Annotated in this window: 10 protein-coding genes and 1 tRNA gene; 10 read left to right on the top strand and 1 reads right to left on the bottom strand. The window is 62.3% G+C overall.

Annotation, left to right across the window (positions count from 1 at the left end; translation table 11 throughout):
- Nucleotides 1-21: 21 nt before the first annotated feature.
- Nucleotides 22-615, bottom strand: coding sequence for an ECF transporter S component (locus ACYVRZ_RS10115; protein ID WP_262316051.1), 594 nt, complete (start codon nt 613-615; stop codon nt 22-24).
- A 107-nt stretch (nt 616-722) separates the two neighbouring features.
- Between ACYVRZ_RS10115 and ACYVRZ_RS10110 the strand changes: the two genes are divergently transcribed.
- From ACYVRZ_RS10110 to ACYVRZ_RS10065, 10 genes are all read left to right on the top strand, one after another.
- Nucleotides 723-1,319 carry a TetR/AcrR family transcriptional regulator gene (locus ACYVRZ_RS10110; RefSeq protein WP_461226563.1) on the top strand — a complete coding sequence of 199 codons (597 nt, stop codon included), beginning with the start codon at nt 723-725 and terminating at the stop codon, nt 1,317-1,319.
- Nucleotides 1,320-1,602: 283 nt separating this feature from the next.
- Nucleotides 1,603-3,081: a peptide MFS transporter gene (locus ACYVRZ_RS10105; protein ID WP_461226561.1), complete on the top strand. Its 1,479-nt coding sequence runs from the start codon at nt 1,603-1,605 to the stop codon at nt 3,079-3,081.
- 234 nt (nt 3,082-3,315) lie between these two features.
- Nucleotides 3,316-4,128: a metallophosphoesterase gene (locus tag ACYVRZ_RS10100; protein WP_461226559.1), complete on the top strand. Its 813-nt coding sequence runs from the start codon at nt 3,316-3,318 to the stop codon at nt 4,126-4,128.
- An 84-nt stretch (nt 4,129-4,212) separates the two neighbouring features.
- Nucleotides 4,213-4,293: transfer RNA gene (locus ACYVRZ_RS10095), tRNA-Tyr, on the top strand.
- A gap of 257 nt (nt 4,294-4,550) precedes the next feature.
- Nucleotides 4,551-5,348 (top strand): pyrroline-5-carboxylate reductase, encoded by a 798-nt coding sequence (gene proC / locus ACYVRZ_RS10090; RefSeq protein ID WP_461226557.1) that lies wholly within the window; start codon nt 4,551-4,553, stop codon nt 5,346-5,348.
- Nucleotides 5,349-5,431: 83 nt separating this feature from the next.
- A complete protein-coding gene (locus ACYVRZ_RS10085) occupies nt 5,432-6,133 on the top strand; it encodes a GntR family transcriptional regulator (protein ID WP_461226555.1) in 702 nt (233 codons plus the stop codon).
- Between the two features lie 282 nt (nt 6,134-6,415).
- Nucleotides 6,416-7,876, top strand: a complete 1,461-nt coding sequence (locus ACYVRZ_RS10080) for a nicotinate phosphoribosyltransferase (protein ID WP_461226553.1) — start codon at nt 6,416-6,418, stop codon at nt 7,874-7,876.
- A 58-nt stretch (nt 7,877-7,934) separates the two neighbouring features.
- Nucleotides 7,935-8,765, top strand: a complete 831-nt coding sequence (nadE, locus tag ACYVRZ_RS10075) for an ammonia-dependent NAD(+) synthetase (RefSeq protein ID WP_461226551.1) — start codon at nt 7,935-7,937, stop codon at nt 8,763-8,765.
- Nucleotides 8,766-9,128: 363 nt separating this feature from the next.
- The gene (locus tag ACYVRZ_RS10070) at nt 9,129-11,786 is read left to right on the top strand and encodes a cation-translocating P-type ATPase (protein ID WP_461226549.1); all 2,658 of its coding nucleotides are present in this window, start codon (nt 9,129-9,131) and stop codon (nt 11,784-11,786) included.
- Between the two features lie 55 nt (nt 11,787-11,841).
- Complete coding sequence (locus tag ACYVRZ_RS10065) at nt 11,842-12,279, top strand: hypothetical protein (protein ID WP_461226547.1); 438 nt, start codon at nt 11,842-11,844, stop codon at nt 12,277-12,279.
- The last annotated feature ends 662 nt before the right edge of the window (nt 12,280-12,941 follow it).

Here is a 12,941-nt window from a genome sequence, read left to right as displayed (position 1 = left end):
ACCGCTGGCGGGGCGGCCCGGCTAGTCGCGGCGCAGGTGCAACCGGCGAACGGAGAACAGGGCCGACACAATGATCGGCGTCAAGATGACGGCGCCGAGGACCTCGGGTACCCCATTGGCGGCGATCACGCCCATCAAGACCTTGAGCAGGCCGCTTGAGGTGACCCCGTAGGCCTTGGCGACCGTGCCAGTGTATAATGTTCCCATGAGGGCGATCACCAAGATCGTATTGGTCAGGGTGCCCAGCGCCGCGGCCACGATGCTGGCGCCGACGGTGTGGAGCCGCTTGCGTAGCGCGTTGAAGGTGACGCCTGCGACCAGGCCGACCAAGACCCGGGGCACCACCGCCACAATGGGGTTGGTGAAAATGATCGGGTCAAGCGGCGTCGTCGGCGCCGTCAGCGCCCGAATGATGGTGAACAGGCCCCACATCAGGCCGATGAACATGCCGTCCCAAGGCCCCAAGACGATGGCCGCGACGATCACGGTGATGTGGATCACGGTCAGCGAGGTGAAGCCCAGCGGGATAAAGCCGATCGTCATGGTTTGGACGATGATCAAGGCGGTGAGCAGCGCCCGAATGGTCAGGCGGTAGACGGATTGTCGGTTGTGCATGGTTGGCCTCCATGGCGTGTATGATTATGACACGCGTGTCATTTTGTGCCAATTAAACCACAATGTGTGAGCGCTGTCACGCATTTTTGACGAAAAGGAGAAATTCGATGTCAGATCAGCTCAGGAAAAAAAAACGCGCCGCGATTCTCCAGGCGGCGCGTGGGGTTTTCAGCCAAAAGGGCCTGATCGGCGTGACCATGAGCGACCTGGTGGCGGCCAGCGGCATCAGCCGCGGGGGGCTGTACCTGTACTACAAGTCGGTCGACGAGGTCTTCACCGCCGTGGTGCAGGCCAAGGCCAGCCACCGCTTCGCCGGGGTGAAGGCCGCCGCGGCGCGGAACGTGCCGTTTGCCGTCTTGTTCAACGCCTACCTAGCCGGCCACAAGAATCGGCTTTTGCACCAGATGAACGATTCGATGCTTCTCGCGATGTACGAGTATGCCTTCACGCACAAGCGTCCGGCGGACCACGCCTTCCAACGCGCCCAATACGCGACCACCGAGGAGACGATCCTCTCGATTCTGCGGCTGGGGGTGGCCCAAGGGGTGCTTTTGGACGTGGCGCTGGCGCCGGTGGCCGAACACGTGATGTTCACCATTGAGGGGATGAACGTGCTGGCCCTGACCTCCGGGCTGACGCCGGAGCAGATCGAAAGCCAGTGGCGGCTGCTGAAGGCCGGCCTGCCCTGGGTGGCACCGCGCTGAGCGGGAGTTGAGAACGGCGACGGGGTTTTTAATAAGAATTAGTGTAATTTCATATCTTCCTCATTATCTAAAATTTGGCTCTCATTTTTGAGCCAGGGTGTCTCGGCATCGTGAACGCCTGCCACGCCCTCATGGACAAGGATTGACCGCAAGCGGCCGGGCCGGACTGAATGAGAAGTCCATGGCACCGGCCGTTTCCGATTTGTGGGCGGTTTGAGCCCGGCGTATAATCGAGACTTGTGCTTGGCTGCCGGTCTCGGCCGTGCAAAGCCCGAATGAGGAGATGCAGATAATCTTGAAACAAAATTCGCAAAAAACGTTCCTGGGTCACCCGCGGGGGCTTTTGACGCTGTCCATGACCGAGTTCTGGGAGCGGTTCAGCTACTACGGGATGCGGGCCATCCTGATCTACTACATGTACTACGCCGTGGCCAAGGGCGGCCTGGGCTTTGACAAGCCGACCGCGCTGTCGATCATGTCGATTTACGGCTCGCTGGTTTACCTCAGCAGCACCATCGGCGGCTTCATTTCCGATCGCCTGCTGGGCAGCCGCAAAACCGTGTTCTGGGGCGGCATTTTGATCATGCTCGGCCACATCGTGCTGAGCCTGCCGATGGGCGCCGGCGCCTTGTTCGCCTCGATCGGCCTGATTGTCTTGGGTACCGGGCTTTTGAAGCCCAACGTGTCCGAGATGGTCGGCTCGCTGTACCCGGAAAACGACCTGCGGCGCGACGCCGGCTTCAGCATTTTCGTCATGGGCATCAACTTCGGTTCGCTGATTGCGCCGCTGGTGGTGCCGTGGCTGCAGGACCGCTACAACTTCCACGTCGGCTTCTCCGTGGCCGCCATCGGCATGGCGATTGGGCTGGTCTTCTACGTGGTCGATGGTCGCAAGTACATCAACCCGACCGACAATGTGGCGCCGGATCCACTGCAGCCCGGTGAGGTGCGGCCGCTTTTGATCAAGGTCGGGCTGGGCATCGCGGCGCTTGCCGTCGTGTTCGCCGTCATGGCCGGTTTTGGCGCCTTCAGCATCGCCAATGTGATCACGGTGATCACGGTGATTGCCTTGGCCGTGCCGATCACCTACTTCATCATGATGCTGAAGAGCCCCAAGGTTTCCAAGGTGGAACGCTCCCGGGTTTGGGCCTACATTCCGCTGTTCATCGCCGCCGTGTTGTTTTGGGCGATCGAGGAGCAGGGGTCCGTGGTGCTGGCGGTCTTTGCCGCCGACCAGACGCAGCTGAACTTCGGCGGCTTCCACATCCTGCCGGGGTGGTTCCAGACGCTGAACCCGCTGTTCATCCTATTGTACGGGCCGATTTTTGCGACCCTGTGGGTGCGGCTGGGCAAAAGGCAGCCGAGCTCGCCCAAGAAGTTCGCCTATGGCTTGGTGTTCACCGGCCTGTCGTACCTGGTGATGGTGATTCCGGTGCTGCTGTTTGGCACTAACACCCGGGTGTCGCCGCTGTGGCTGGTCCTGTCTTGGGCGATTGTCGAAATCGCCGAGATGCTGATCTCGCCGGTGGGGCTGTCGGTCACCACCAAGCTCGCCCCCAAGGCCTTTGCCAGCCAGATGATGAGCATGTGGTTTTTGGCCGACGCCGCGGCCCAGGCGATCAACGCCCAGATTGTGAAGCTCTACACGCCAGCCACCGAGGTCGCCTACTTCACGGTGGTCGGGGTGGTCACCATCGGCTTTGCGGTGCTTTTGTGGTTCCTGATTCCGCGAATTGAAAAATTGATGCAAGGCATCAACTGAAGACCCAATAGACGAGTGAGGCGGTTGCGCAGCTGGCGTGACCGTCTTTGTTGTGGCGATGACCGGGTCAAGGACGGTCACACGGTTTCCGCGGCGCGGCCGGCGACTGGCGTCTGCTGGCAGTGGCGGTGCGTGAAGCTAGGACCGCGGTGGTTCGGGTGACTTGGCCGAGCCGCTGTGGCCGGCACCGCCGCTTTGGCCTTCGCGATGGTATACTGAACAGGGAGGTGCGGCATGAAACTAGCCTTTAGCGTGGATAACCACATCGATGTCAACAAGCTGGATCCGGCGGCCGTGGCGGCCAGGCAGGCGGCTTACCTGAGTCAGCAGCGCGTCGGCGTTTACGTCAACGCCGGGGACACCTTCAACGACTTTCGCCGCAGCCAGGTGTTTTTCCACCACCTCGCCGCCCTTGCCCCACAGACGCAGGTGCGGTTTTTGGCCGGCAACCACGACTTGGTCAACGGTATCAGCTACCAGGCGGCGCAGGGGCCGGCCGACCCCTTGTACCTGCACGAGCGGGTGATGGCGATTCCCGGCACCAACACCGTGATCGTCGGCAACAACGGCTGGTACGATTACAGCCTGGCGCCGGGCGACCTGCGCCAGACGGCGGCCCAGTTCGCCCGGTGGAAAAAGGCCTACTGGATCGACGGCGCGATCGACCAGCCGGTGTCCGATGCCCAGCGCATGAATCGGGTGCTGGCGACCACGGCGGCGGCGCTTGACGCCGTTGGGCGGCGGCGGGTGATCTACGCGACGCATTTTGTGCCGACGCCGCTTTTGATGATGTACGCCCCAGACCACCCGCGCTGGCAGATGGCCACGGCGGTGATGGGTTCCGCTCGCCTAGGGGCGCTGCTGGAAAGCCGGCGGGTGGCGGATGTGGTGTTCGGCCACCTGCACCGCCGCGACGCCCCGCTGACGGTGGGGGCGACCACGTACTGGCACCGGCCGATGGGCTACGGCATCAAGCGGCTGCACGAGTGGCAAGGGTCGGATTGGTTCGCGGAATGGCGCGACACCCTGGTGGTGCTTCAGGCGTGAGGCGGGGGCCGCGTGGCGCAAAAAAACGTTGCAAATGCCGCGGCTTTCTTGTATATTATTAAACGTTGATTCGTTCAGCGTTTCGGAGGATTAGCGAAGAGGCTAAACGCGACGGACTGTAAATCCGTTCCTTCGGGTTCCTAGGTTCGAATCCTAGATCCTCCATCACGACGGCTTGCTGCGGCAGGCCGTTTTTTTGTGACCAAGGCAGCGGCCGGCGGAGTTAGCGGGAAGGAGAGCCTAGCTCCGGAACCGAGACGCGGCACTTGACGAGGCCGGAGCCAAAGCGGCTTTCGGGTAGTGCCACTGGCCGAGCCGGCGGGTTGTCAACGGGCATGTACCGGCCGCCAACTTCGGTCACGGCGGTGTTGACCTGGCGTCTTGCATCGGCTAGGCTATAGGAAACACAAGGGAGCGAGACTATGAAAATTGGGTTCATCGGCGCCGGCAACATGGCGCAGGCCATCATCGACGGCTTGATCAAAACCGGCACCGTCGCCGCCACGGACATTGTGATTCACGGCGGGACCCCGGCCCATTACGAGGCCTACGCGGCGACCAGCGGCGTGGCGACGGCCCCGGACAACGCGAGCGTCGTCGCCCAAAGCGACGTGGTGGTGCTGGCGGTCAAGCCAAGGTTGGCCAGCGATATCATCGCGGAGATTCACGCGCCGCTGTTTGACCGGCGGCCGGTTTTGGTGTCGTTGATGACTGGGGTGTCGATTCTTCAGATCGAGGGTTACCTGGGCACCAAGGATTACCCGCTGGTGCGCACGATGCCCAACCTGAACGTGGCAATCGGTGCCGGGATGACCGCCTACGCCGCCAACCCGGCGGCCCAGACGGCGCTGGCCGCGGTGGTCGGGTTGTTCAAGGCCCTGGGGGAGACGATTCCCTTGGCCGAGGCGCATTTTTCCACCTTCGTGGCGCTGGCCGGCTCGAGCCCGGCGTTCGTGTACTTGTTCATCGACGCGCTGAGCCGCGCCGGGGTCAAGTACGGGCTGACCAAGGCGGAGGCGACCAAGATTGCCGCCCAGGCGGTGCTGGGCTCCGGGGCGATGGTGCTGCAAAGCCCGGACAGTCCCTTCGATCTGATCGACAAGGTCTCAAGCCCGGGTGGCACCACGGTGGCGGGGTTGTTGGCGATGGAGGCGGCCGGCTTCATGGGTGCGGTCGTGACCGGGGTCGATGCCACTATCGCCAAGGATCAAGAAGACTAGCGAAAAATTGGCGTCAGGGGTTGCTTTTTCGGTCTATACCAGTTAAGGTGATAGGGAAACGGTAATTAGGAAGGACGACGACTTTGGAATCTCCAATTTATATTCAAATTCACAACCAGATTCGACAGGAAATCGAGGCGGGTAAGTGGCAAATCGGCGATCGCATTCCCAGCGAGCGCGACCTGGCGCTGACCTTCAACGTCTCCCGCATGACGCTGCGCCAGGCGATTCAGACCTTGGTCGACGAAGGTATCCTCGAGCGGCGCATCGGGGCCGGCACCTTCGTGGCCAACCAGAAGGTGCAAGAGAAGGTCAGCGGCGTGACCAGCTTCACCGATATCATGCTGGCCCAAGGCAAGACGCCGTCCAGCAAGACCATTTCCTACCACATCGCCAAGCCCTCGCTGTCCGAAAGCGAGAAGCTACAGCTGGCCGATGGGGCCCAGGTGCTGCGCATGGAGCGGATTCGCTACGCCGACGCGGTGCCGATCAGCTTCGAGGTGGCGACCGTGCCTTACGAGCTGGTGAAGGACTTCTCCAAGGGTGAGGTGACCAAGTCCTTCTACCACACGCTGGAGAAAAAAGGCGGCTACCACCTCGGCGGCGCGACCCAAACCGTCAGCGCCCAGGTCGCGTCCGAACGCATCGCCGACTTTCTGGACATCAAGCGTGGCTCCGCGATTTTGCGGCTGCGTCAGGTGTCGCTGCTGCAAGACGGCCGCCCGTTCGAGTACGTTCGCACCCAGTACGTCGGTGAACGCTTCGAGTTTTACCTGGAACGCTAAGTCACGCAAGCCCCGCAGCCGATTCGGCCGCGGGGTTTTTTGTCTGCGCCGCGGTTCCAGAAAACGGCGGTTGCCTCGGGTGGCTGAGGTAAGCGGCAACCGGGAGTGATGGCGGCTCCGGGCGGTGGTCCGGCCGGCCAGCGGCCCTGGTAGCCGGGGATTGGCGCCTGTCCTGACACGGATTCGGCAAATAACGCGCGTTCTTGCTGAAAGTCTGGTATAATTCAACGTAATTGGTGAAATCATTCACGCAAAAAGGCACCGACAAAGGAGAATTTTGGCATGACTTATGAAGACGACAGTTTGGTCCTTCATACAGATTTTTACGAGCTGAACATGATGTACACGTACTGGCAGCAGGGCATCGCGGAGAAGAACGCGGTGTTTGAAGTCTACTTCCGCGACTTACCGTTCGGCAGCGGCTTTGCCGTGTTCGCCGGGCTGGAGCACGTGGTTGACTACCTCAACCAGCTGACCTTCACCCAAAGTGACCTGGCCTACCTGAAGGAGACCACGGACTACCCGGCGGCGTTCTTGGATTACCTGCGCGACTTCAAGTTCACCTGCAGCGTGCGCTCGGCCGTCGAAGGCGACCTGGTCTTCAACAACGAGCCGATCCTGCAGGTCGAAGGGCCGCTGGCGCAGGGCCAGCTGGTCGAAACCGCCGTGCTGAACATGATCAACTACCAGACGCTGGTGGCGACCAAGGCGGCGCGGATCCGCGCCGTGGTCGGCACCGACCCTTTGATGGAGTTTGGCACCCGTCGCGCCCAGGAAACCGAGGCGGCGATCTGGGGCACCCGGGCGGCCTTCATCGGCGGCTTCAACGCGACGTCCAACGTCCGCGCCGGCAAGCTGTTCGGCATCCCGATCTCCGGCACCCACGCCCATGCGCTGGTGCAGGCCTACCGCGATGATTACACCGCCTTCAAGGCCTACGCCGAGGCCAACCGTGACGTCGTGTTCCTGGTGGACACCTACGACACGCTGAAATCCGGGGTGCCGGCGGCGATTCGCGTGGCCAAGGAAATGGGCGACCGCATCAACTTCCAGGGCGTTCGCATCGACTCCGGCGACATGGCCTACATCTCCAAGCGCGTTCGCCAGCAGCTCGACGAGGCCGGCTTCACTGAGACCAAGATCGTGGCCTCCAACGACCTGGACGAGCACACCATCCAAAACCTCAAGATGCAAGGCGCCAAGATTGACACTTGGGGCGTCGGCACCAAGGTGATCACCGCCTACGACCACCCGGCCTTGGGCGCGGTGTACAAGCTGGTCGCCATCGAAGACGAGAACGGTGCGATGGTCGACACCATCAAGCTGTCCAGCAACGCCGAGAAGGTCTCGACCCCGGGCAAAAAGCAGGTGTGGCGCATCACGCGGCGCAGCAACGGCAAGTCCGAAGGGGATTACATCTCGCTGTTCGACGAGGACATCAAGGACTTAGACGAGCTGTACATGTTCCACCCAAGCTACACCTACATCAACAAGACCGTGACGGACTTCAACGCCCGGCCGGTGCTGCGTGACATTTTCGACCACGGCGAGCAGGTCTACGAGCTGCCGACGCTCGACGCGATTCGCGCGTTTTGCATGCAAAGCGTCGACTCGCTGTGGGACGAGTACACCCGCGTCTTGAACCCGCAGGAGTACCCGGTCGACTTGTCGCAGGCGCTTTGGGACAACAAGATGAACCTGATTAAGCACATTCGCACCAAGGTCGCCAAGGGCAAGCTGTAAAAAACTGTGGTCTGCCTGCCGGGCAGGCCACTTTGCGTTGACAAAAGGAGCCAAAACCATGAACGAACAACAAGCAGAGATTATCCAGGCGCTGCACGTGGCGCCGACCATCGACGCACAGGCGGAGATTCGCCGCAGCGTCGATTTCCTGAAGCGCTACTTGCGCCACTACCCGTTCCTGAAAACTTACGTGCTGGGTATTTCCGGTGGTCAGGACTCGACGTTGGCCGGGGCCTTGACCCAAATGGCGGTCAGCGAGCTGCGGGCTGAAACCGGCGACGCCGACTACCGTTTCATCGCGGTGCGGCTGCCTTACGGCGAGCAGGCCGATGAGGCGGATGCGATGGCCGCAATTGCTTTCATGAAGGCCGACGAAACCGCGCGGGTGAACATCAAGGACTCAGTCGACGCGATGGTCGCCGCCGTGGCGGCCAACGGCGTTGACGTGACCGACTTCAACAAGGGCAACATCAAGGCCCGGGCCCGGATGATCGCGCAGTACGCGATCGCCGCGGCTCGCCACGGGGCGGTGATCGGCACCGACCACGCCGCCGAGGCCGTCACCGGCTTTTACACCAAGTTCGGCGACGGCGGGGCCGACCTGACGCCGCTGGCTCGCCTGGACAAGCGCCAAGGCGCGGCGATGCTACGGACGCTTGGGGCCCCGGCTCACCTGTACCAAAAGGCGCCGACCGCCGACCTTGAGGAGGACCGCCCGGCGTTGCCGGACGAGGTTGCGTTGGGGGTTTCCTACCGCGACATCGACGACTACCTCGAGGGCAAGACCGTTGACGCCAAGGCCGCGGCCACCATCGAGTCCTGGTACCGCAAGTCCGCCCACAAGCGCCACCTGCCGATCACGGTGTTCGACGACTTTTGGGCAAAGTAGCGGCCGAAACCGGTGGATCGCCGCGTGAACCCGCACCGACGCAACGCCGGCTCGGGCTCGGTTCGCCACGCGTCGCAGCAGGCAACCTTGTGCTGGCGGCCACGCGGCGGGACCCCGGGCCGGTCTGGCGACCAAGTTTGCCGCAAGTTGGCAAAGCCTCTTGCCAGTTGACGGTTGAGCCCGTATACTGATAGTAGACATAAGGGAGTAACGCGCGGCCTCGGCCGTGGCAGCGCCACCAGCTAGGCGAATATTCTGGCGCTGCCTTAATCTGTGAGACTTATGACCAGCCTGTTTGGGCGGCCATAAGTCTCTTTTTTTCCAGACGCGCGAGCTCATGTCCCACTACGAGGAGGAATTCAATTGACGCAACGACCTGTCTACGCCCAGACCCCAGAAGAGGTGCTGGCGGCCACCGCCACTGACGCGACCACCGGCCTGAGCCCCCAAGACGCCGCCAAGCGCCTGGCCGACAACGGCCCCAACGCCTTGGCCAAGGGGGAGAAAAAGACGCTGCTGCAGCGCTTTTTGGCCCAGTTCAAGGATTTCATGATCATCGTGCTGTTGGTCGCCGCCTTGGTGGCCGGCGTGGTGGTCCACGAATGGGCCGACGCCGGCATCATCTTGGCCGTGGTGCTGCTCAACGCGGTGTTCGGCGTGTTCCAGGAAAGCAAGGCCGAAGAGGCGATCGACGCACTGGCGCAGATGGCCACCCCCAACGCCCATGTGCGGCGCGGCGGGGCGGTGGAAACCGTGCCGAGCCCGGACCTGGTGATCGGCGACATCGTGCTGCTGGAGGCCGGCGACGTCGTGCCGGCCGACCTGCGGCTGCTGGAATCCGCCAACCTGAAGGCCGAGGAATCCGCCTTGACCGGCGAATCGGTGCCGGTGGAGAAAACCACCGCGGCGCTTGACGGCACCGAAGTCGGCATCGGCGACCGCACCAACATGGTCTTCATGAACGCCAACATCACTTACGGCCGCGGGGTCGGGGTGGTGGTCGCGACGGGGATGCAAACCGAAGTCGGCCGCATCGCCGGTATGATCAACGCGGCGGAGGAGACCACGACGCCGCTGCAGGAGAACCTCAAGCAGCTGGGCAAGTCGCTGACGCTGATGATCCTGGTGATCGCGGCCATCGTCTTTGCCGTCGGCCTGTGGCGCCAGGCGGCCAGCCTGCCCGAAATGTTTTTGACCGCAATTTCCCTGGCCGTCGCCGCGATTCCCGAGGGGCTGCCGGCCATCGTCACCATCATCTTGGCGCTGGGCACTCAGAAAATGGCCAAGCGCAACGCCTTGGTGCGCAAGCTGCCGGCCGTTGAGACGCTGGGCTCCACCGACATTATCGCCTCGGACAAAACCGGGACCCTGACGCAAAACAAGATGACCGTCGAAAAGGTCTACTACGACGGCGCCTTGCACGATGCGGCTGCGGGTGTCCAAGGCGGCAACCTGATGCTGACCATCATGAACTTCGCCAACGACACCAAGATTCAAGAGGACGGCGAGATGCTCGGCGACCCGACCGAAACCGCGCTGGTCGCCTATGGACAGACCCAAGGCTTCGACCTGACGGCGCAGCTGACCGCCGCGCCGCGGGTGGCCGAGGTGCCGTTCGACTCCGAACGCAAGCTGATGACCACCATTCACCAGCTTGACGACGGCCGCTTCCTGGTTGCAACCAAGGGGGCCCCGGATCAGCTGCTGCGCCGGGTGACCGGCATCGCCACCGGCGACGCCGTGGCACCGATCACGGAAGCCGATCGCGCCACGATTCTCGCGGCCAACACCGGCATGGCCAAGCAGGCGCTGCGCGTGTTGATGATGGCCTACAAGCTGGTGGATTCGCTGCCGACCACCATCGACTCGACCAGCGTCGAAACCGACTTGATTTTCGCCGGGCTGGTCGGCATGATCGACCCCGAGCGGCCGGAAGCCGCCAAGGCGGTGGCCGAAGCCAAGGCCGCCGGCATTCGCCCGATGATGATCACCGGCGACCACCAAGACACCGCCGAGGCGATTGCGGTGCGGCTGGGCATCATCGACGAAGGCGATGATGACGCCGTGATCACCGGCGCTCAGCTTGACGCGCAGTCCGATGAGGAATTCGCTAAGAACGTGACCAAGTACAGCGTCTACGCCAGAGTCGCGCCGGAGCACAAGGTTCGCATCGTCAACGCCTGGCAAAAGCGCGGCAAGGTCGTCGCAATGACCGGCGACGGCGTCAACGACGCGCCGGCGCTCAAGGCCGCCGACATCGGCATCGGCATGGGCATCACCGGCACGGAGGTCTCTAAGGGGGCCTCGGACATGGTGCTGGCCGACGACAACTTCTCGACCATCGTGATTGCGGTGGAAGAGGGCCGCAAGGTGTTCTCCAACATTCAAAAAAGCATTCAGTACCTGCTGTCGGCCAACCTGGGCGAGGTCTTAACCCTGTTCATGATGACGATGCTGGGCTGGGACCTGCTGGCGCCGGTGCATATCCTGTGGATTAACCTGGTCACCGACACCTTCCCGGCCATCGCGCTGGGCGTCGAGCCGACCGAGCCGGGCATCATGAAGCAAAAACCGCGCGGCCGCAAGTCCAACTTCTTCTCCGGTGGCGTCGGCCAGGCGGTGGTCTGGCAGGGGCTGCTCGAAGGGGCGCTAACGCTTGGCGTCTACTTCATCGGCATCACCTGGCCGGTGCATAGCGGCAACGCCGCGATTCACGCCGACGCCTTGACCATGGCCTACGCGACGCTGGGGTTGATTCAGCTGTTCCACGCCTTCAACGTCAAGTCGATCCACCAAAGCCTGTTCACCGTCGGGGCCTTCCGCAACAAGGCCTTCAACTGGGCGATTCTCGCGTCGTTCCTGCTGCTTGCCGTGACCATTCTGGTGCCGGGCTTCAACGGCCTGTTCCACGTGACCAGCCTCGACTGGCACCAGTGGGCGACCGTGCTCGGCGCCGGCGTTGCGATCATCGTGATCGTCGAGCTGGTGAAATTGGCTTTACGTCTGCGCAAAAACAAGTAAACTAGAACTAGCTTGCCCCGCGGTTTGCCGCGGGGCTTTATTATTGGAGGTTACCATGAACAAGAATCAAGTGAAAATGGTCCGTTACGGTCAGCTGGTCAACAAGGTGATCGAAGACACCGAAGCCGTTCAGGAGACGATGAGCCCGAAGTTCCAGGCCCTCAAGGACGCGATCGTCGCCGGCACCGTCGCCGACGTGGCGGAGGGCGATTACGCCAACACGCTGCAAAGCTTCACCGCAGGCACCGCCCAGTACCAGGGCTTTTTGGCCCAGCTGCAGGGCGTTGCCGCCCCGGCGCGGTTGATGGGCAACCACAAGCTGCTCTGCGGCGCCTACGCCGAGTTCGTCGCCGGCTGTGAGGCGATGGTGGCCGCGCTGCACAACGCGCCGGCCCAGCTGGACGAGGCCGCCTTCAGCGCCGCCGAGGCCGACCAAGACGTCGCCACCGACAAGCTGATGAAGTACCTGCAAAAAATTTCGGCCTTGATCTGAGCTTAGCCGCCAAGGCCAGCGGTGGTGCGGCCAATCGCCGAGTCACATTGCTTGACGGCACATTGGTCTGGTGTTAAGCTATCCACGAATGATTGTTCTTGCACGGGGAGGCAGCAAAAGGCCACAGCTGCTTTGTTATCCACCGCGCGGGGCACATCCTGCGGCTCGCACCGCAGCCCCCACCCATGACAAGCCGCAGTGTATTGCCACACGGCTTTTAGCTCGAGAGTTTTAGTGCAACCCCGGAATCAAACGAGGGGAAACCAGGGACCCGGATTCGCACCACCCCACCGGCTGCAGGCCGGCCACCGCCACTCCCAAGCGAGTTAGCCGCGCGGATGACCGAAACCGTTGGGCGCAATGGCACCACAAGGGTAAGCAGAAGCCAGCAACGTAACCAAATAAGCTGAGGCCACCGGATTCACTGAGTCCGGTGGCTTCGGCGCGGCTGCCGCAACGAGCCGGGTTGCGGCGGCTTTTTTTTGCGCCGCGGGTCGAGGCGGCGCCGGATCGAAGTTTTTTGGCCGCTGGGGTTGACAACGCTTGCGTCAGGCCTTATCGTTAGACACAAGAAATCAACGAGGAGGAAGCAGACATGACTCAATTATCTACTGTCATCAAGAGCTGGCAAAGCCAACAGTAGGTAGGTTGTGAGGACACAA

It is taken from the genome of Lacticaseibacillus suihuaensis (genome assembly GCF_054785075.1).
Note: the sequence above shows the minus strand (reverse complement) of the source record. Positions and strands in the feature narration are given on the sequence as shown.